At 62.5% G+C, this 17,047-nt stretch carries 28 protein-coding genes; all 28 read right to left on the bottom strand.

Going from position 1 to position 17,047, the window contains the following annotated elements:
- Positions 1 to 55 precede the first annotated feature (55 nt).
- The 28 genes from rpsK to rpsG all read right to left on the bottom strand — a co-directional run bounded on the left by rpsK (position 56) and on the right by rpsG (position 17,030).
- On the bottom strand, positions 56 to 445 hold the full coding sequence (rpsK, locus tag LB541_RS25430; RefSeq protein WP_006205444.1) for a 30S ribosomal protein S11: 390 nt from the start codon (positions 443 to 445) through the stop codon (positions 56 to 58).
- 156 nt (positions 446 to 601) lie between these two features.
- On the bottom strand, positions 602 to 970 hold the full coding sequence (gene rpsM, locus LB541_RS25435) for a 30S ribosomal protein S13 (RefSeq protein ID WP_006205445.1): 369 nt from the start codon (positions 968 to 970) through the stop codon (positions 602 to 604).
- A 191-nt stretch (positions 971 to 1,161) separates the two neighbouring features.
- Entirely contained in the window at positions 1,162 to 1,770 is a 609-nt protein-coding gene (locus tag LB541_RS25440) for an adenylate kinase (RefSeq protein ID WP_140501277.1), read from the bottom strand.
- Positions 1,767 to 3,107, bottom strand: a complete 1,341-nt coding sequence (gene secY / locus LB541_RS25445; RefSeq protein ID WP_140501275.1) for a preprotein translocase subunit SecY — start codon at positions 3,105 to 3,107, stop codon at positions 1,767 to 1,769. Before secY ends, LB541_RS25440 begins: the two co-directional genes overlap by 4 nt.
- Before the next feature lie 190 nt (positions 3,108 to 3,297).
- Positions 3,298 to 3,771: a 50S ribosomal protein L15 gene (rplO, locus tag LB541_RS25450; RefSeq protein ID WP_140501273.1), complete on the bottom strand. Its 474-nt coding sequence runs from the start codon at positions 3,769 to 3,771 to the stop codon at positions 3,298 to 3,300.
- Positions 3,772 to 3,793: 22 nt separating this feature from the next.
- Entirely contained in the window at positions 3,794 to 3,991 is a 198-nt protein-coding gene (rpmD, locus tag LB541_RS25455; RefSeq protein WP_006205449.1) for a 50S ribosomal protein L30, read from the bottom strand.
- Between the two features lie 24 nt (positions 3,992 to 4,015).
- Positions 4,016 to 4,579, bottom strand: a complete 564-nt coding sequence (rpsE, locus tag LB541_RS25460) for a 30S ribosomal protein S5 (RefSeq protein WP_006333394.1) — start codon at positions 4,577 to 4,579, stop codon at positions 4,016 to 4,018.
- 147 nt (positions 4,580 to 4,726) lie between these two features.
- Complete coding sequence (gene rplR, locus LB541_RS25465; RefSeq protein WP_140501271.1) at positions 4,727 to 5,086, bottom strand: 50S ribosomal protein L18; 360 nt, start codon at positions 5,084 to 5,086, stop codon at positions 4,727 to 4,729.
- A 139-nt stretch (positions 5,087 to 5,225) separates the two neighbouring features.
- Positions 5,226 to 5,759: a 50S ribosomal protein L6 gene (gene rplF / locus LB541_RS25470; RefSeq protein WP_140501269.1), complete on the bottom strand. Its 534-nt coding sequence runs from the start codon at positions 5,757 to 5,759 to the stop codon at positions 5,226 to 5,228.
- 91 nt (positions 5,760 to 5,850) lie between these two features.
- The gene (rpsH, locus tag LB541_RS25475) at positions 5,851 to 6,249 is read right to left on the bottom strand and encodes a 30S ribosomal protein S8 (protein ID WP_006205453.1); all 399 of its coding nucleotides are present in this window, start codon (positions 6,247 to 6,249) and stop codon (positions 5,851 to 5,853) included.
- Positions 6,250 to 6,261: 12 nt separating this feature from the next.
- On the bottom strand, positions 6,262 to 6,567 hold the full coding sequence (gene rpsN, locus LB541_RS25480) for a 30S ribosomal protein S14 (protein ID WP_013895695.1): 306 nt from the start codon (positions 6,565 to 6,567) through the stop codon (positions 6,262 to 6,264).
- A gap of 27 nt (positions 6,568 to 6,594) precedes the next feature.
- Entirely contained in the window at positions 6,595 to 7,173 is a 579-nt protein-coding gene (gene rplE, locus LB541_RS25485) for a 50S ribosomal protein L5 (RefSeq protein WP_023717521.1), read from the bottom strand.
- Positions 7,166 to 7,480 (bottom strand): 50S ribosomal protein L24, encoded by a 315-nt coding sequence (gene rplX, locus LB541_RS25490; RefSeq protein WP_006205456.1) that lies wholly within the window; start codon positions 7,478 to 7,480, stop codon positions 7,166 to 7,168. The genes rplE and rplX overlap by 8 nt, the downstream gene beginning before the upstream one ends.
- A 12-nt stretch (positions 7,481 to 7,492) precedes the next feature.
- Positions 7,493 to 7,861: a 50S ribosomal protein L14 gene (gene rplN / locus LB541_RS25495; protein ID WP_006205457.1), complete on the bottom strand. Its 369-nt coding sequence runs from the start codon at positions 7,859 to 7,861 to the stop codon at positions 7,493 to 7,495.
- An 85-nt stretch (positions 7,862 to 7,946) separates the two neighbouring features.
- A complete protein-coding gene (gene rpsQ, locus LB541_RS25500) occupies positions 7,947 to 8,186 on the bottom strand; it encodes a 30S ribosomal protein S17 (protein WP_010909280.1) in 240 nt (79 codons plus the stop codon).
- Between the two features lie 11 nt (positions 8,187 to 8,197).
- Positions 8,198 to 8,398, bottom strand: a complete 201-nt coding sequence (rpmC, locus tag LB541_RS25505) for a 50S ribosomal protein L29 (protein ID WP_006205459.1) — start codon at positions 8,396 to 8,398, stop codon at positions 8,198 to 8,200.
- 13 nt (positions 8,399 to 8,411) lie between these two features.
- Complete coding sequence (gene rplP, locus LB541_RS25510; RefSeq protein ID WP_027026963.1) at positions 8,412 to 8,825, bottom strand: 50S ribosomal protein L16; 414 nt, start codon at positions 8,823 to 8,825, stop codon at positions 8,412 to 8,414.
- A gap of 27 nt (positions 8,826 to 8,852) precedes the next feature.
- Positions 8,853 to 9,581 carry a 30S ribosomal protein S3 gene (gene rpsC / locus LB541_RS25515; protein WP_140501263.1) on the bottom strand — a complete coding sequence of 243 codons (729 nt, stop codon included), beginning with the start codon at positions 9,579 to 9,581 and terminating at the stop codon, positions 8,853 to 8,855.
- Positions 9,581 to 9,970 (bottom strand): 50S ribosomal protein L22, encoded by a 390-nt coding sequence (rplV, locus tag LB541_RS25520; protein WP_006205462.1) that lies wholly within the window; start codon positions 9,968 to 9,970, stop codon positions 9,581 to 9,583. Before rplV ends, rpsC begins: the two co-directional genes overlap by 1 nt.
- Before the next feature lie 2 nt (positions 9,971 to 9,972).
- Positions 9,973 to 10,251, bottom strand: a complete 279-nt coding sequence (gene rpsS / locus LB541_RS25525) for a 30S ribosomal protein S19 (RefSeq protein WP_006205463.1) — start codon at positions 10,249 to 10,251, stop codon at positions 9,973 to 9,975.
- Positions 10,252 to 10,267: 16 nt separating this feature from the next.
- A complete protein-coding gene (gene rplB / locus LB541_RS25530) occupies positions 10,268 to 11,101 on the bottom strand; it encodes a 50S ribosomal protein L2 (protein ID WP_140501261.1) in 834 nt (277 codons plus the stop codon).
- Positions 11,102 to 11,123: 22 nt separating this feature from the next.
- Complete coding sequence (locus tag LB541_RS25535; protein ID WP_006205465.1) at positions 11,124 to 11,417, bottom strand: 50S ribosomal protein L23; 294 nt, start codon at positions 11,415 to 11,417, stop codon at positions 11,124 to 11,126.
- Positions 11,414 to 12,034, bottom strand: coding sequence for a 50S ribosomal protein L4 (gene rplD / locus LB541_RS25540; RefSeq protein WP_140501259.1), 621 nt, complete (start codon positions 12,032 to 12,034; stop codon positions 11,414 to 11,416). The genes LB541_RS25535 and rplD overlap by 4 nt, the downstream gene beginning before the upstream one ends.
- The gene (rplC, locus tag LB541_RS25545; RefSeq protein ID WP_140501257.1) at positions 12,034 to 12,762 is read right to left on the bottom strand and encodes a 50S ribosomal protein L3; all 729 of its coding nucleotides are present in this window, start codon (positions 12,760 to 12,762) and stop codon (positions 12,034 to 12,036) included. The genes rplD and rplC overlap by 1 nt, the downstream gene beginning before the upstream one ends.
- Positions 12,763 to 12,823: 61 nt before the next feature.
- A complete protein-coding gene (rpsJ, locus tag LB541_RS25550) occupies positions 12,824 to 13,132 on the bottom strand; it encodes a 30S ribosomal protein S10 (RefSeq protein ID WP_006205468.1) in 309 nt (102 codons plus the stop codon).
- Between the two features lie 66 nt (positions 13,133 to 13,198).
- Positions 13,199 to 14,374, bottom strand: coding sequence for an elongation factor Tu (gene tuf / locus LB541_RS25555; protein ID WP_140515452.1), 1,176 nt, complete (start codon positions 14,372 to 14,374; stop codon positions 13,199 to 13,201).
- Between the two features lie 65 nt (positions 14,375 to 14,439).
- Complete coding sequence (gene fusA / locus LB541_RS25560; protein ID WP_140525521.1) at positions 14,440 to 16,530, bottom strand: elongation factor G; 2,091 nt, start codon at positions 16,528 to 16,530, stop codon at positions 14,440 to 14,442.
- 29 nt (positions 16,531 to 16,559) lie between these two features.
- Positions 16,560 to 17,030 (bottom strand): 30S ribosomal protein S7, encoded by a 471-nt coding sequence (rpsG, locus tag LB541_RS25565; protein ID WP_008875664.1) that lies wholly within the window; start codon positions 17,028 to 17,030, stop codon positions 16,560 to 16,562.
- Between the last annotated feature and the right edge of the window lie 17 nt (positions 17,031 to 17,047).

A 17,047-nucleotide genomic window follows, 5' to 3' on the forward strand; every position in this document is an offset into this window, starting at 1 on the left:
ACCTGGAAAACCGCGGAGGAACGCTTCTGGCGTTCACGCGGCGTTCGGTAATTCCTTAGACGCGACGCTTCTTGCGCGGACGGCAGCCATTGTGCGGGATCGGGGTCACATCACGGATCGAGGTGATGGTGAAACCAGCCGCCTGCAGGGCGCGCAGCGCCGATTCACGGCCGGAGCCGGGTCCGCAGACCTCGACCTCGAGCATGCGCATGCCGTGTTCCTGGGCCTTCTTGGCAACATCCTCGGCAGCCATCTGGGCGGCGAAGGGGGTCGACTTGCGCGAACCCTTGAAGCCCTGGGCTCCGGCCGACGACCAGGCGATCGAATTGCCCTGCGCGTCGGTAATGGTGATCATGGTGTTGTTGAAGGTCGAATTGACGTGGGCAACGCCCGACGAGATGTTCTTGCGTTCGCGACGGCGAACACGAGCGGCTTCCTTGGCCATGGTATTCCTTTCAGTTGATCTCTACACCGCCGTAATGCCAGCGGCTCCACCTTGGTAAGGGAGTGGGGAATAGGGCAGTAAGGGAGTAGGGAAAGTGCGACCCGATTGCCGGGCATTCCCTACTGCCTTACTCCCCTACTCCCTTACTGCCCTAAATTACTTCTTCTTGCCGGCGATCGACTTGGCCGGGCCCTTGCGGGTGCGTGCATTGGTGTGCGTGCGCTGGCCGCGAACCGGCAGCGAGCGACGGTGACGCAGGCCGCGGTAGCAGCCGAGGTCCATGAGCCGCTTGATGTTCATCGACACTTCGCGGCGCAGGTCGCCCTCGACCTGATAGTCGCGGTCGATCGTCTCGCGGATCTGCAGCACTTCCGCGTCGGTCAGTTGGTTGACGCGGCGCTCGGCCGGGATGCCGACCTTGTCGACGATTTCCTGGGCGAACTTCTTGCCGATGCCGTGAATGTACTGAAGCGCGATGACAACGCGCTTGTTGGTCGGAATGTTGACGCCGGCTATACGAGCCATGTTCTTCTCATCTCCATATAGGCCGGACGAGCCGGCGCTGTCTGCGTTGCCCCGCGTCCGGTGGAGGCCGGCCCTTGCGGGAGTTTCCTGGTCAAAAACGGCTGCCCTGCCCTTGCGGGCAAGCAAACTCCATGCCTGACAGGAAGACGGGCCGCCATACCCCAGCGGACCGCTTCAGTCAAGCACAATCGCTATTTGGCCGAGGCGGCCTCTTTCACCGTCGCCGCGAGCACGGCTTCGATCTCCGACGTCACGGCATCAATACCAGCCATGCCGTCCACGCTCTTCAGCCGGCGCTTGGCATAATAATAGCCGATCAGCGGAGCGGTCTTCTTGTAATATTCCCGCAGCCGCTCCTCGAACACCGCCGGATTGTCGTCCTTGCGCACCGGCTGACCGGCTGCCTTGGCCTCATCGGCTCGCTTGACGATGCGGCCGACCAGCGCCTTGTCGTCGACGACAAGCTCGATGACGGTGTCGAGCGCAATGCCACGTTCGTCAAGCATCGATTCAACCGCATCAGCCTGCACCAGCGTACGCGGGTAGCCGTCGAGGATGAAACCATTGGCGCAATCGGGCTGGTCAATGCGCTCGGCCACGATGGCGTTGACGATGGCATCCGAGACCAGCTCGCCGGCATCCATGACCGCCTTGGCGCGCTTGCCGACCTCGGTGCCGGCCTGGACCGCGGCGCGCAGCATGTCGCCCGTGGAAAGCTGGGGGATGCCGTGCCTCTCTACCAGTCTTTGTGCTTGTGTCCCCTTGCCCGCTCCTGGCGGCCCAAGCAAAATCAACCTCATCTGGCTTTCTTCCCCCCGCGCAGCTTCGACTTCTTGATCAGGCCTTCATACTGGTGCGCGATCAGGTGGCCCTGAATCTGCGCAACCGTGTCGAGCGTGACACTGACCACGATCAGAAGCGATGTGCCACCAAGGTAGAATGGTACGCCAGTCGCCGAGATCAGGAACTCCGGCAGCAGACAGACCAGCACCAGATAGATGGCACCGACGACAGTGATGCGGGTAAGAACGTAGTCGATATAGTCGGCGGTGCGCTCGCCCGGACGATAGCCGGGGATGAAGCCGGAGTGCTTCTTGAGCTGGTCGGCGGTGTCCTTCGGGTTAAAGACGATCGCGGTGTAGAAGAAGGCGAAGAACACGATCATCGCCGCGTAGAACAACATGTAGAGCGGCTGGCCATGGCCGAGCGAGGCCAGGATGGTGCTGGCCCAGGCCGGCATGTTCGTGGTCTGCGAGAAGCCGGCGACGGTGGCCGGCAGCAAGAGCAGCGACGAGGCGAAGATCGGCGGGATGACGCCCGACGTGTTGAGCTTGAGCGGCAGGTGGGAAGTGTCGCCCTGGAACATGCGATTGCCGACCTGACGCTTCGGATACTGGATCAGCAGACGCCGCTGGGCGCGCTCGAAGAAGACGATGAGCGCGATGACGACGATGGCCAGCACGATGATCGCCAGGATCAGGCCGGTCGACAGCGCTCCGGTGCGGCCGAGTTCCAGCGTGCCGGAAATGGCATGCGGCAGGCCGGCGACGATGCCGGAGAAGATGATCAGCGAAATGCCGTTGCCGATGCCGCGCGCGGTGATCTGCTCGCCGAGCCACATCAGGAACATGGTGCCGCCGACCAGCGTGACGACGGTCGAGATGCGGAAGAACATGCCGGGATCGCTGACGATGCCGTTGCCGCCTTCAAGCCCGACCGAAATACCATAGGCCTGCACCAGCGCCAGGAGCACCGTGCCGTAGCGCGTGTACTGGTTGATGACCTTGCGGCCCTGCTCGCCTTCCTTCTTCAGCGCTTCCAGCGACGGGATGACCGAGGTCATCAGCTGCATGATGATGGAAGCGGAAATGTAAGGCATGATGCCGAGCGCGAAGATCGCCATGCGTTGCACGGCGCCGCCGGCGAACATGTTGAACATGCCCAGCACGCCCTTGCTCTGCGAAGAGAAGGCCTGCGCGAAGGCATCGGGATTGATGCCGGGAAGCGGGATGTAGGTGCCGAGGCGGTAGACGAGCAGCGCGCCGACGGTGAACCAGATTCGTTTCTTCAGGTCCTCCGCTTTGGCGAAGGCTGAGAAATTCAGATTCGAGGCTAGTTGTTCAGCAGCCGAAGCCATGCCCGATTCTCCGCTTGGTCACGCTTGATGGCCCTAAGGTCAGGCGGCGCGTGTCACCGAAGCTCACGAGATAAGCTCCGGACTGTAAACATGCAAGCGGCCGCGTTGACGCGGCCGCCATATTGAACAGGTCGAAGCGTGATCGAAAGCAAAACCGGATCGGCCTTGCCGACCGCGCTTCAAATTGCTGTTACTCGGCGGCCGCCTCTTGCGGCAGCTTGACCGAACCGCCGGCCTTTTCGATCTTCTCGATCGCGGCCTTGGAGGCCCCGGCGACGTCAAAGGCGAGCTTCGCCTTGAGATCGCCGTCCGACAGCACGCGCACGCCGTCCTTCACGCGACGGATGACGCCGGCGGCTACCAGCGCCTCGGCCGTCACGGTCGCCTTCGCGTCGAGCTTCTTGGCGTCTACAGCGGCCTGGATACGGGCCAGCGAGACGACGGTGAAGCTCTTGGCGAAGATGTTGTTGAAGCCACGCTTCGGCAGGCGCCGATAGAGCGGCATCTGGCCACCCTCGAAACCGTTGACGGCGACGCCGGAGCGCGCCTTCTGGCCCTTGACGCCGCGACCGGCAGTCTTGCCGGAACCGGAGCCGATGCCGCGGCCGAGACGCTTCTTCGAATGCGTCGCGCCGTCCTTGTCACGCAGATCGTTGAGTTTCATCTTGCTTCTCCTGCGCCTGTGCTCAGCCCTCGTCCACGACGCGGACGAGATGCTGGACGGCAGCGATCATGCCGCGCACGGAAGGCGTATCTTCCAGCGTGCGCTGCTTGTGCATCTTGTTGAGGCCGAGGCCGACCAGCGTCGCGCGCTGTTCCTTCGGGCGGCGGATCGGCGAACCGATCTGCTCAACGGTGATGGTCTTGGTTGCTTTCTTGGCCATGGTCAAAATCCCTGGTCAGATCGACTATTCTTCAGCCGCGACGGCGGTGCCGCGGCGGGCCTGAAGGGTCGAATACTTGATGCCGCGCGCGGCAGCCACATCCTTGGGATGCATCTGGCTCTTCAGCGCGTCGAAAGTGGCGCGAACCATGTTGTAAGGGTTCGACGAACCCATCGACTTGGCGACCACGTCATGCATGCCGAGCGTCTCGAAGACGGCACGCATCGGGCCGCCGGCGATGATGCCGGTACCTTGCTTGGCGGCGCGCAGGAGAACACGGCCGGCGCCCCAGCGTCCCTCGACATCGTGGTGCAGCGTGCGGCCCGAGCGCAGCGGCACGAAGATCATGTCGCGCTTGGCCGATTCGGTTGCCTTGCGGATGGCTTCCGGCACTTCGCGCGCCTTGCCGTGACCGAAGCCGACGCGGCCCTTCTGGTCGCCGACGACGACGAGTGCTGCAAAACCGAAGCGGCGGCCGCCCTTGACGACCTTGGCGACACGGTTGATGTGGACGAGCTTGTCGACCATGCCGTCATCGCGTTCTTCACGATCGCGGCCGCGGCCGCCATCCCTACGTTCCTGTGCCATATCCTGTTCCTTGTTCTTTTCCGGAAGCACGGGTTGCTGAATGCCGACGCCTCATTGCGGGTCGCCGACGGTGAAAATCATCACTCCCTTGCATGATCCGTTTCGAAAAGTCTGCAACTTTCTGCCGACTTTCGGTCCGGATCAGGCTTAGAAGCTCAAGCCGCCTTCACGAGCCGCCTCGGCCAGCGCCTTGACGCGGCCGTGATAGATGTACGGGCCGCGGTCGAAGACGACTTCCTTGACTCCCGCCTTGGCGGCACGCTCGGCGATCAGCTTGCCAATCGCGGCAGCGGCAGCGGTATCTGCACCGGTCTTGAGCGAACCCTTGAGGTCCTTCTCGAGGGTCGAGGCGGCAGCGATGGTGTGGCCCTTGGCGTCGTCGATGACCTGGACGTAGATGTTCTTCGACGTGCGGTGAACCGACAGGCGCGGACGCTCGCCGGCGACCTTCTTGATCTGGCGGCGGACGCGCTGCGCGCGGCGCTGAGTGGCTTCCTTGGTACCCATGATGGTCTTCCTTGCCTTCAGAAAACGGGGGCCGCCCTGTGCGGTAGGCGAAAGCGCCTCCCGCGACCGCTCCCCGCGGCGTTACACTTCCTGGCTTGGCCCCTTCCGAAAAGTCTGCACCTTCCCGGGGCCAAACCCACTACTTCTTCTTGCCTTCCTTGCGGACGATCTTCTCGCCTGCGTAGCGGACGCCCTTGCCCTTGTAGGGCTCGGGACCACGGTATTCGCGGATTTCCGCAGCCACCTGGCCTACCTGCTGCTTGTCGATGCCGGCCACGGTGATTTCGGTCGGCTTCGGCACGGTGATGGTGATGCCTTGCGGCGTCTCGTAGACGACGTCGTGGCTGAAGCCGAGCGCCAGCTGCAGGTTCTTGCCCTGCAAGGCGGCGCGATAGCCGACGCCGGTGATCTCGAGCTTCTTCTCGAAGCCGTCCTTGACGCCCTGCAGGATGTTGACGATCTGCGTGCGCGACATGCCCCACTTGGAGCGGGCGGTCTTGGACTGGTCGCGCGGCTCGACAGCTATCTCGCTGCCTTCCATCTTGACCAGCACTTCGTCGTTGACCACGAACTTCAGCTCGCCCTTGGGGCCCTTCGCCGTCACGGTCTGGCCGTTGACGGTCGCGGTCACGCCCTGCGGCAGCGAAACGGGTTTCTTTCCAATACGAGACATTTTGTTGTCCTCGTCACTTCTCTTGTTTCAGGTCTCTGTCTTCGGAACGATCCGAAGACCGGATTCCATTTTTCGGGATCACGCTGCCGGATCAGAAGATCTGGCAGAGGATCTCGCCACCGACGTTCTGTTCGCGCGCTTCGTGGTCGGCCATCACGCCCTTCGGCGTCGAAAGGATGGCGATACCGAGGCCGTTGGCGACATGCGGGATCGACTTGGCCGAAACGTAAACGCGGCGGCCCGGCTTCGAGACGCGGGCGATTTCGCGCACGACCGGCGCTCCATCGAAATACTTCAGCTCGATCTCGATTTCGGACTTGCCGTTGTCGAAGTCGGTCTGGCTGTAGTCGCGGATATAGCCTTCAGCCTTCAGCACGTCGAGGACGCGGGTGCGCAGACGCGAGGCCGGCGTCGACACGCTCGACTTCTTGCGGCCATAGGCGTTGCGGATGCGGGTCAGCATATCGCCGAGAGGATCGCTCAATGACATGTTATGTCCTCCTTACCAGCTCGACTTGACCAGGCCCGGGATCTGGCCGTTATTGCCGAGATCACGAAGCGCGATGCGCGATACTTTGAGCTTGCGATAATAGGCACGCGGGCGGCCGGTGACTTCGCAGCGGTTGCGGATGCGGATCTTGGCCGAGTTGCGCGGCATGGCGGCAAGCTTGAGCTGAGCGCGGAAGCGCTCTTCCATCGGCTTGGACTGGTCCATGATGATCGCCTTCAGGGCAGCGCGCTTGGGACCGTACTGGTCGGCAAGCTTGCGGCGCCTGTTGTTCTTCTCGACTGAGCTGGTCTTTGCCATTTCAGATTTTTCCTTTTCTCGCTGCCGTTACTGGCGGAAGGGGAAGTTGAAGGCCTTGAGCAGTGCCCTGGCTTCGTCGTCCGTCTTCGCAGTCGTACAAACGATGACGTCCATGCCCCAGATCTGATCAACCTTGTCGTAGTTGATCTCCGGGAACACGATGTGTTCCTTGATGCCCATGGCGTAGTTGCCACGGCCATCGAAGCTCTTCGGATTCAGTCCGCGGAAGTCGCGGACGCGCGGCAGCGCGATGTTCACGAGGCGGTCGAGGAACTCGTACATGCGTTCCTTGCGCAGCGTGACCTTGGCGCCGATCGGCATCTTCTCGCGGACCTTGAAGCCTGCGATCGAATTGCGGGCGCGGGTGACGACGGCCTTCTGGCCGGCGATCATCGCCAGATCCTCGGCCGCGATCGAAGGCTTCTTCGAATCGCCGGTCGCTTCGCCAACGCCCATGTTCAGCACGATCTTGTCGATGCGCGGAACCTGCATCTCGTTGTCGTAGCCGAACTGCTCCTGCAAGGCCTTGCGGATGGTCTCGTTGTAGACCTGCTTGAGGCGCGGCGTGTTCTGGGCAGTCGCCTGCTTGGTTTGAGCCTTAGCCATTGATGACTTCTCCCGAGCGCTTGGCGACGCGCACCTTCTTGCCGTCCTTCTGGAAGATGAAGCCGACGCGGGTCGGCTTGCCATCCTTGGGGTCGGCCAGCGCGATGTTCGACAGCTGGATCGGCGCTTCCTTGGTGATGATCCCGCCCTCTTGGGACTGGGACTGCTTCTGGTGACGACGGATCATGTTGACGCCGCGCACCAGCGCGGTGTCGTCCTTCGGCTGAACCGACAGGACTTCGCCCGAACGGCCCTTGTCCTTGCCAGCCAGCACGACGACCTTGTCGCCTTTTCTAATCTTCTGCATTGGTCCGGCTCCTTACAGCACTTCAGGCGCGAGCGAGATGATCTTCATGTGGTTCTTGGCGCGGAGTTCGCGCGGAACCGGTCCGAAGATACGCGTGCCGATCGGCTCTTTCTTGTTGTCGACGAGAACGGCCGCGTTCTTGTCGAAACGGATCACGCTGCCGTCCGGGCGGCGGATGTCCTTGGCCGTGCGAACCACGACCGCTTTCATCACATCGCCCTTCTTCACGCGGCCGCGCGGGATGGCTTCCTTGATCGACACCACGATGATGTCGCCTACGGAAGCGTATTTCCGCTTCGAGCCGCCCAGCACCTTGATGCACATGACACGACGGGCGCCGGAATTATCCGCGACGTCGAGGTTTGTTTGCATCTGAATCATGACTGGCCGCCTTCTTCTTTTCTAACGGGACGGGTTCTTCACCCCTCCCCGGTCTGTCCAAAATTCGTTTGTTTACGCCCAGAGATCAGGCTTGGTCCGAAGACACGACGATCCAGCGCTTGTCCTTGGAAATCGGCTTCGATTCCTGGATGAACACCTGATCGCCAACCTTGTGGGCGTTGTTCTCGTCGTGCGCCTTGTACTTCTTGGTCATGCGCACGGTCTTCTTCATCACGGGATGCGTGAAGCGCCGTTCGACCTTGACGACAACCGTCTTCTCGTTCTTGTCGCTGACGACGGTGCCCTGCAGAATGCGCTTTGGCATGGTTTTCGTCCTTAAGCCTTCTTAGCCGCGGACTTTTCCGCAGCGATGGTCTTGATACGCGCAATGTCCTTGCGGACCTGCCTCACGCGCGCGGTCTTTTCGAGCTGGCCGGTCGCCTTCTGGAAGCGCAGGTTGAACTGCTCCTTCTTCAGGCTGGCCAGGTCGTCGGTCAGCTGGTCCTGGGTCTTGGTCCGGATGTCTTCGGCTTTCATGATCAGCCCGTCCTTATTCTGCGATGCGCTGTACGAAGCGCGTCCTGACCGAGAGCTTGGCCGCGCCGAGACGCAGTGCCTCACGGGCGGTTTCTTCATTGACGCCGTCGATCTCGAACATGATCCGGCCCGGCTTGACGCGCGCCGCCCAGTAGTCGACCGCGCCCTTGCCCTTGCCCATGCGGACTTCGGTCGGCTTCGAGGTGACCGGCAGATCCGGGAAAATACGGATCCAGACACGGCCGGCGCGCTTCATCTCGCGGGTGATCGCGCGGCGGGCCGCTTCGATCTCGCGCGCGGTGACGCGGTTCGGCTCAAGCGCCTTCAGCCCGAAACCACCGAAATCCAGGTTGGTGCCGCCCTTGGCGGTACCGTGGATGCGGCCCTTGAACTGCTTGCGGAACTTTGTGCGCTTTGGCTGCAGCATCGTTCTAACTCCAAATTCCTAAATGTCTCAGGCGTTTTCGCGACGACGACCGCGTTCGCGATCACCACCACCACCGCCATGCGCATGATCGCCCTCGGTCGCGCGGCGCTCCGAAGCCATCGGGTCGTGCTCGAGGATCTCGCCCTTGAACACCCACACCTTGACGCCGCAGATGCCGTACGCCGTATTCGCCTCGGCCGTGCCGTAGTCGACATCGGCACGCAGCGTGTGCAGCGGCACGCGGCCTTCACGGTACCATTCCATGCGCGCGATTTCAGCGCCGCCGAGACGGCCCGAGCAGTTGATGCGGATGCCTTCGGCACCGAGGCGCATCGCCGACTGCACGGCACGCTTCATGGCGCGGCGGAACGCGATGCGGCGCTCGAGCTGCTGGGCGATCGACTGGGCGACCAGGGTCGCGTCGATTTCCGGCTTGCGCACTTCGACGATGTTGAGGTGCGTCTCGGACTTGGTCATCTCCATCAGCTTCTTGCGAAGCTTCTCGATGTCGGCGCCCTTCTTGCCGATGATCAGACCCGGGCGCGCGGCATGGATGGTGACGCGGCACTTTTTGTGCGGACGCTCGATCACGACCTTCGAGATGGCAGCCTGCTTGAGCTCCTTCTCGAGGTACTTGCGGATCTTGATGTCCTCATGCAGCAGCTTGCCGTACTCGCCGGTGTTCGCGAACCAGCGCGAATCCCAGGTGCGGTTGATGCCGAGGCGAAGACCGATCGGATTGACTTTCTGGCCCATTATGCGGCCTCCCCTTTTTCTTCGACTTCACGAACGACGATCGTGAGGTGCGAGAACGGCTTCTCGATACGGCTGGCGCGACCACGGCCCCGGGCATGGAACCGCTTCATGACGATCGACTTGCCGACATAGGCTTCCGCCACGATCAGCGCATCGACGTCGAGGTCGTGATTGTTTTCCGCGTTGGCGATCGCCGATTCCAGCGTCTTCTTGACCGTGCCGGAAATCCGCTTGGCCGAGAATTCCAGGTCGGAAAGCGCTGTCGCGACCTTCTTGCCGCGGATCAGCGCGGCAACCAGGTTCAGCTTCTGCGGGCTGATACGGATCGTGCGCAGTACGGCGCGCGCTTCGTTGTCAGCAAGCCTGCGCGGAGCTTTGGCCTTGCCCATGATTATTTCCTCTTCGCCTTCTTATCCGCGCCGTGACCGTAATAGGTCCGCGTCGGAGCGAATTCACCGAACTTGTGACCGACCATGTCCTCGTTCACCGAGACGGGAACATGCTTCTGGCCGTTGTAGACACCGAAGGTGAAGCCGACGAACTGCGGCAGGATGGTGGAGCGACGGCTCCACATCTTGATCACCTCATTGCGACCACCTTCACGAACCTTGTCCACCTTCTTGAGAAGGTAGCCGTCGATGAAGGGGCCTTTCCAAATAGAACGAGTCACTTGGCGTTACCTCTTCTTAGCTCTTGCGCTGATGGCGCGAGCGCAGGATGAACTTGTCGGTCGCCTTGTTGGACCGCGTCTTCTTGCCCTTGGTCGGCTTGCCCCACGGCGAGACCGGATGGCGGCCACCGGAGGTGCGGCCTTCACCACCGCCATGCGGGTGGTCGACCGGGTTCATGGTCACGCCGCGATTGTGCGGGCGCTTGCCACGCCAAACCGTGCGGCCGGCCTTGCCGTCGTTGATGTTGCCGTGGTCCGGGTTGGACACGGCACCGACGGTAGCCATGCAGGAGCCGTGAACGACACGCTGCTCGCCCGAGTTGAGGCGCAGGATCGCCATGCCCTGGTCGCGGCCGACGAGCTGGGCGTAACCGCCAGCCGAACGGGCGACCTGGGCGCCCTTGCCCGGCTTCAGCTCGATGTTGTGGACGATCGTGCCGACCGGCATCGAGGCCAGCGGCATCGCATTGCCCGGCTTCACGTCGACCGCTTCGCCAGCCACGATCTTGTCGCCTGCGGCAAGGCGCTGCGGAGCGATGATGTAGGACAGCTCGCCATCGTCATACTTGATCAGCGCGATGAAGGCGGTGCGGTTCGGATCGTATTCAATGCGCTCGACCGTGCCGACGACGTCGAACTTGCGGCGCTTGAAATCGATGATGCGGTACGAACGCTTGTGACCGCCGCCGATGAAGCGTGCAGTGATGCGGCCGTAATTGTTACGGCCGCCCGACTTGGTCAGGCCCTCGGTCAGACCCTTGACGGGCTTGCCCTTGTAGAGGCCCGAGCGGTCGACGATGACCAGCTGACGGGTGCTCGGCGTTATCGGGTTGAATTTTTTAAGTGCCATTGTCCTGTCCTCGCGGCCTTGCTCAGAGACCCGTCGCGACGTCGATCGACTGGCCATCTGCCAGCGTCACTACCGCCTTCTTGACGTCGCTCTGGCGGCCGATCGTGCCGCGGAAGCGCTTGATCTTGCCCTTGCGGACAAGCGTGTTCACGGCCATCACCTTGACGCCGAACAGCGCTTCGACGGCGGCCTTGATTTCCGGCTTCGACGCCTTCTTGGCGACGTTGAAGACGACCTGGTTCTGCTCGGAAGCCATGGTCGACTTTTCGGTGATCGCCGGGCTGACGATTACGTCGTAGTGACGAAGGTCGGTCATTTAAAGCGCTCCTCGAGAGCCTCGACGGCGGCCTTCGAAAGGACCAGCGTGCCGCGGCGCAGAATGTCGTAGACGTTGATGCCCTGGATGGGCAGCACGTCGATGTTCGGGATGTTGGTCGCGGCCAGCTTGAAGTTCCGGTCGAGCTCGGCGCCACCGATCACCAGGGCGTTCGTCAGGCCCAGCGTCGCGAAATTCGCGATCAGCGCCTTGGTCTTCGCCTCGGTCAGCTTCAGCTCGTCGATGACGATGATCGACGCGCTCTTGGCCTTGGCCGAGAGAGCATGCTTGAGGCCGAGCGCGCGGACCTTCTTCGGCAGTTCGTGCTCGTGGCTGCGAACGACCGGGCCGTGAGCCTTGCCGCCGCCGCGGAACTGCGGAGCGCGTGCCGAATGGTGACGGGCGCGGCCCGTACCCTTCTGCTTGTACATCTTGGCGCCGGTGCGCGCGATCTCGGCGCGGCCCTTGGCCTTGTGCGTGCCCTGCTGCTTCTTGGCGAGTTGCCAGCGCACGACGCGCTGCAAAATGTCCTCGCGCGGATCAAGGCCGAAAATCTCCTCGGAGAGTTTCACCTTGCCGGCGTCCTTGCCGCCCAGCGTTGTGATCTTGAGATCCATTATTCCGCTCCCTCTGTGGCCGGAGCCTCATTCTTCGTGCCCATACCGGCAGCAACTGGGCGGATCGCGGCGGGCTTCGGCGCATTGGCCGGAAGCGCCACCTTGGCGGCGTCGCGAACCAGGATCCAGGCACCCTTCGACCCGGGAACCGCGCCGCGGATCAGGATCAGGCCGCGGTCGGCATCGGTCGAGACGATCTCGACGTTCTGCGTGGTGACGCGCGTGTCGCCCATGTGGCCGGCCATCTTCTTGCCCTTGAACACCTTGCCGGGGTCCTGGCGCTGGCCGGTCGAGCCGTGCGTGCGGTGCGAGACCGAGTTACCGTGGGTCGCGCGGCCACCACCCATGTGGTGGCGCTTGATGACGCCCTGGAAACCCTTGCCGATCGTCGTGCCGGTGACGTCGACCTTCTGGCCGGCGACGAAATGCTCGACCGTGATCTCGGCGCCGACATCGATCATGTTGTCGGCGGAGACGCGGAACTCGGCAAGCTTGGCCTTCGGCTCGACGGAAGCGGTCGCGAAATGGCCGCGCATCGCCTTCGACGTGTTCTTCACCTTGGCAAGGCCAACGCCGAGCTGAACGGCGGTATAGCCATTCTTCTCCTGCGTGCGCTGCGCCACGACCTGGCAGTTCTCCATCTGGAGAACGGTGACGGGAACATGTTCCCCGGCATCGTTGTAGATGCGGGTCATTCCCACCTTCTTTGCAATCACACCTGAACGCATCGGTTCAATTCCTTTAGAGTTCCGGGCCAGGGGCACCGCCCCTTACCGCGCTCTCATTCCCTTAGAGCTTGATCTCGACGTCGACACCGGCGGCCAGATCGAGCTTCATCAAAGCATCGACGGTCTGCGGGGTCGGATCGACGATATCGAGCAGACGCTTGTGCGTGCGCATCTCGAACTGCTCGCGGCTCTTCTTGTCGACGTGAGGCGACCGGTTGACCGTGAACTTTTCGATCCGCGTCGGCAGCGGAATGGGGCCGCGGACGTTGGCACCGGTGCGCTTGGCCGTCGACACGATTTCGCGCGTCGAGGCGTCGAGCACCCGGTGATCAAACGCCTTCAGGCGGATGCGGATATTCTGTCCGTTCATGCGTCACTTCCTTGTTCTGGCGCGGCGCGGGCACCCGCGCCCGCGACAGATCGGTTTAAGTCCAAATTACTCTTTGATGGTGACGACGATGCCGGCACCGACGGTGCGGCCGCCTTCACGGATGGCGAAGCGCAGCTTCTCTTCCATGGCGATCGGCACGATCAGCTCGACGTCGACCGTGATGTTGTCGCCAGGCATCACCATCTCGGTGCCGGCCGGCAGCGACACGATGCCGGTCACGTCGGTGGTGCGGAAGTAGAACTGCGGACGGTAGTTGGTGAAGAACGGCGTGTGACGGCCGCCCTCGTCCTTGGTCAGGATGTAGGCTTCGGCCACGAACTTCTTGTGCGGCTTCACCGAACCGGGCTTGGCCAGAACCTGGCCGCGCTCGACACCTTCACGGTCGACGCCGCGCAGCAGCGCGCCGATGTTGTCGCCCGCCTGGCCCTGGTCGAGCAGCTTGCGGAACATCTCGACGCCCGTGCAGGTCGTCTTGGTGGTCGGACGGATGCCGATGATCTCCAGCTCCTCGCCGACCTTGACCACGCCGCGCTCGACGCGACCGGTCACGACCGTGCCGCGGCCCGAGATCGAGAACACGTCCTCGATCGGCATCAGGAACGGCTTGTCCAGCGGACGAACCGGCGTCGGGATGTAGGCGTCGACCTGAGCCATCAGCTCGCGGATCGCGTCCTCGCCGATCTTCTTGTCCGAATCTTCCAGCGCCGCCAGCGCCGAACCCTTGACGATCGGAATGTCGTCGCCGGGGAACTCGTTCTTGGTCAGCAATTCGCGAACCTCGAGCTCGACCAGCTCAAGCAGCTCAGCGTCGTCGACCTGGTCGACCTTGTTCAAGAACACCACGATCGACGGCACGCCGACCTGGCGAGCCAAAAGGATGTGCTCGCGGGTCTGCGGCATCGGGCCGTCGGCGGCCGACACAACCAGGATCGCGCCGTCCATCTGCGCCGCACCGGTGATCATGTTCTTCACATAGTCGGCGTGGCCGGGGCAGTCGACATGGGCGTAGTGGCGGTTCTCCGTCTCGTACTCGACGTGAGCCGTCGAAATCGTGATGCCGCGCGCCTTCTCTTCCGGCGCCGCGTCAATCTGGTCATAGCGCTTGTATTCGCCAAAATACTTGGTGATCGCTGCCGTCAAAGACGTCTTGCCATGATCAACGTGGCCAATCGTGCCGATGTTCACATGCGGCTTGGTGCGCTCGAATTTACCTTTTGCCATGTGATGTCTCCATTCCTGCTCGCCCGTACGGGCTCTTAATTAAGTTGCCGCAGCACCCTGCCGGGTTACGCGTATTTCTTCTGGACTTCCTGGGCGACCGCGGTCGGGACCGGCTCGTAATGGTCGAACTGCATCGTGTAGGCCGCACGGCCCTGGCTCATCGAGCGCAGATTGTCGACGTACTTGAACATGTTGGCGAGCGGCACCATCGCGTTGATGACGACTGCCACGCCGCGGGCTTCCTGGCCCTGGATCTGGCCACGACGGCCGTTGAGGTCGCCGATGACACCGCCGACATAATCTTCCGGCGTCACGACCTCGACCTTCATGATCGGCTCGAGCAGCTGCACGCCGAGCTTCGGCGAAGCTTCCATAAAGCAAGCGCGGGAAGCGATTTCGAATGCGAGCACCGAAGAGTCGACGTCGTGGAAAGCGCCGTCGATCAAGGTAGCCTTGACGCCGATCATCGGGAACCCGGCAAACGGGCCGGAACCCATCTTGCTCAGCAGGCCCTTCTCGACACCCGGGATGTATTCCTTCGGCACAGCGCCGCCGACGATCTTGGATTCGAACACGAAATCCTCGCCATCGGGGTTCGGCTCGAACACGATCTTCACGCGGGCGAACTGCCCGGTACCACCGGTCTGCTTCTTGTGCGTGTAGTCCTGCTCGTGCCTGCGGGTGATCGTCTCGCGATAAGCCACCTGCGGCGCACCAACATTGGCCTCGACCTTGAACTCGCGGCGCATGCGGTCGACGATGATGTCGAGGTGCAGCTCGCCCATGCCGGAAATGATGGTCTGGCCGCTTTCCTCGTCGGTCTTGACGCGGAAGGACGGATCCTCGGCAGCCAGGCGATGCAGCGCGAGGCCCATCTTTTCCTGGTCGTTCTTGGTCTTCGGCTCGATCGCGATCTGGATGACCGGATCGGGGAATTCCATACGCTCGAGGATGACCGGATGAAGCGGATCGCACAGCGTATCGCCGGTGGTCGTGTCCTTGAGACCTGCGAGAGCGACGATGTCGCCGGCATAGGCCTCTTCAACGTCGGCACGGGAATTCGCATGCATCTGCAGCATGCGGCCGATGCGCTCTTTCTTGCCCTTCACGGTGTTGTCGACCGAGATGCCCTTGGTGAGCTTGCCCGAATAGATGCGGGCAAAGGTCAGCGAACCGACGAACGGGTCGTTCATAATCTTGAACGCCAGCATCGACAGCGGCTCGTCGTCGACGGCGTGACGCTCGATCTCGGCGTCGGTCTTGGCATCGACACCCTTGATCGCGGGCACATCGGCCGGCGACGGCAGGTATTCCACGACCGCGTCGAGCAGAGGCTGCACGCCCTTGTTCTTGAATGCCGAGCCGCAGAACATCGGGAAGAACTTGACCGCGATGGTGCCCTTGCGGATCAGCGCGCGGATCTCGTCATTCGACGGCATCTTGCCTTCGAGGTAGTTTTCAAGAGCCGTCTCGTCCATCTCGACGGCGGCCTCGATCATCTTCTCGCGGTATTCCTCGGCGCGGGCCTTGAGGTCGGCCGGGATCTCGACGACATCCCAGGCAGCGCCCAGCGTCTCGTCGCGCCAGACCAGCGCGTTCATCTCGACCAGGTCGACAACGCCCTTGAATTCGGTCTCGGCGCCGATCGGCAGCTGCATGACGACAGCCTGCGCACCAAGGCGCGAGCCGATCATCTCGACCGAGCGGTAGAAGTCGGCGCCGGTCTTGTCCATCTTGTTGCAGAAGATCATGCGCGGCACGCGGTACTTGTCGGCCTGGCGCCAGACGGTTTCCGTCTGCGGCTCCACACCGGCATTGGCGTCGAGCAGCGCGATGGCACCGTCAAGCACGCGCAGCGAACGCTCGACCTCGATGGTGAAGTCGACGTGTCCGGGCGTGTCGATGATGTTGAAGCGGTGCATCTTGCCGTCACGGCCCTTCCAGAAGGTCGTGGTCGCGGCCGACGTGATCGTGATGCCGCGTTCCTGCTCCTGCTCCATCCAGTCCATGGTCGCGGCGCCGTCGTGCACTTCGCCGATCTTGTGCGACTTGCCCGTGTAATAGAGGACGCGCTCGGTGGTCGTCGTCTTGCCGGCGTCGATATGCGCCATGATACCGAAATTGCGGTAGTCTTCGATTTTATATTCGCGGGCCATCGTAACTGCCTCTCAGTCTCTTTCGCGCTTTACCAGCGGTAGTGCGCGAAGGCGCGGTTGGCTTCAGCCATCTTGTGGGTGTCTTCACGCTTCTTCACGGCGGTGCCGCGGTTGTTGGCCGCGTCCATCAGCTCGCCGGAGAGGCGGTCGACCATGGTGGTCTCGTTGCGGTTGCGGGCCGCGGCGATCAGCCAGCGGATGGCCAACGCCTGACGGCGCTCGGGGCGCACGTCGACCGGAACCTGGTAGGTGGCGCCGCCGACGCGACGCGAACGCACTTCCACATGCGGCGCGACATTGTCGAGCGCCTGATGGAAGACGGTGACCGGCTCCTGCTTGGTTTTCGACTGGACCTGGTCGAGCGCGCCGTAGACGATGGTCTCGGCAACCGACTTCTTGCCGTCATACATGACGGCGTTCATGAACTTGGTGACGATCAGATCGCCGAACTTGGGGTCCGGATTGATCTCACGCTTTTCTGCACTGTGACGACGGGACATGGCTTTTGTCTCTCAAT

It is taken from the genome of Mesorhizobium sp. BR1-1-15 (assembly GCF_020165475.1).
Lineage (GTDB): Bacteria > Pseudomonadota > Alphaproteobacteria > Rhizobiales > Rhizobiaceae > Mesorhizobium.

Coding starts and splice junctions, on each gene's coding strand:
- LB541_RS25535 (WP_006205465.1), bottom strand. CDS start 11,417: ATGACCGACCTTCGTCACTACGACGTAATCGTCAGCCCGGCGATCACC.
- rplF (WP_140501269.1), bottom strand. CDS start 5,759: ATGTCTCGTATTGGAAAGAAACCCGTTTCGCTGCCGCAGGGCGTGACC.
- rpsM (WP_006205445.1), bottom strand. CDS start 970: ATGGCTCGTATAGCCGGCGTCAACATTCCGACCAACAAGCGCGTTGTC.
- rplN (WP_006205457.1), bottom strand. CDS start 7,861: ATGATTCAGATGCAAACAAACCTCGACGTCGCGGATAATTCCGGCGCC.
- rpsN (WP_013895695.1), bottom strand. CDS start 6,567: ATGGCAAAGACCAGCTCAGTCGAGAAGAACAACAGGCGCCGCAAGCTT.
- rpsH (WP_006205453.1), bottom strand. CDS start 6,249: ATGTCATTGAGCGATCCTCTCGGCGATATGCTGACCCGCATCCGCAAC.
- rpsG (WP_008875664.1), bottom strand. CDS start 17,030: ATGTCCCGTCGTCACAGTGCAGAAAAGCGTGAGATCAATCCGGACCCC.
- rplD (WP_140501259.1), bottom strand. CDS start 12,034: ATGGATCTCAAGATCACAACGCTGGGCGGCAAGGACGCCGGCAAGGTG.
- rplV (WP_006205462.1), bottom strand. CDS start 9,970: ATGGGCAAGGCCAAAGCTCCGCGCAGGCTTGCTGACAACGAAGCGCGC.
- rpmD (WP_006205449.1), bottom strand. CDS start 3,991: ATGGCCAAGAAAGCAACCAAGACCATCACCGTTGAGCAGATCGGTTCG.
- rplO (WP_140501273.1), bottom strand. CDS start 3,771: ATGAAACTCAACGATCTGCGTGACAAGGACGGCGCGACGCATTCGAAG.
- rpsQ (WP_010909280.1), bottom strand. CDS start 8,186: ATGCCAAAGCGCATTCTGCAGGGCACCGTCGTCAGCGACAAGAACGAG.
- rplP (WP_027026963.1), bottom strand. CDS start 8,825: ATGCTGCAGCCAAAGCGCACAAAGTTCCGCAAGCAGTTCAAGGGCCGC.
- rplE (WP_023717521.1), bottom strand. CDS start 7,173: ATGGCTAAGGCTCAAACCAAGCAGGCGACTGCCCAGAACACGCCGCGC.
- rpsJ (WP_006205468.1), bottom strand. CDS start 13,132: ATGAACGGACAGAATATCCGCATCCGCCTGAAGGCGTTTGATCACCGG.
- secY (WP_140501275.1), bottom strand. CDS start 3,107: ATGGCTTCGGCTGCTGAACAACTAGCCTCGAATCTGAATTTCTCAGCC.
- rplB (WP_140501261.1), bottom strand. CDS start 11,101: ATGGCACTTAAAAAATTCAACCCGATAACGCCGAGCACCCGTCAGCTG.
- fusA (WP_140525521.1), bottom strand. CDS start 16,530: ATGGCCCGCGAATATAAAATCGAAGACTACCGCAATTTCGGTATCATG.
- rplR (WP_140501271.1), bottom strand. CDS start 5,086: ATGGGTACCAAGGAAGCCACTCAGCGCCGCGCGCAGCGCGTCCGCCGC.
- rpmC (WP_006205459.1), bottom strand. CDS start 8,398: ATGAAAGCCGAAGACATCCGGACCAAGACCCAGGACCAGCTGACCGAC.
- LB541_RS25440 (WP_140501277.1), bottom strand. CDS start 1,770: ATGAGGTTGATTTTGCTTGGGCCGCCAGGAGCGGGCAAGGGGACACAA.
- rpsE (WP_006333394.1), bottom strand. CDS start 4,579: ATGGCACAGGAACGTAGGGATGGCGGCCGCGGCCGCGATCGTGAAGAA.
- rpsC (WP_140501263.1), bottom strand. CDS start 9,581: ATGGGCCAGAAAGTCAATCCGATCGGTCTTCGCCTCGGCATCAACCGC.
- rplX (WP_006205456.1), bottom strand. CDS start 7,480: ATGCAGAAGATTAGAAAAGGCGACAAGGTCGTCGTGCTGGCTGGCAAG.
- rpsK (WP_006205444.1), bottom strand. CDS start 445: ATGGCCAAGGAAGCCGCTCGTGTTCGCCGTCGCGAACGCAAGAACATC.
- tuf (WP_140515452.1), bottom strand. CDS start 14,374: ATGGCAAAAGGTAAATTCGAGCGCACCAAGCCGCATGTGAACATCGGC.
- rplC (WP_140501257.1), bottom strand. CDS start 12,762: ATGCGTTCAGGTGTGATTGCAAAGAAGGTGGGAATGACCCGCATCTAC.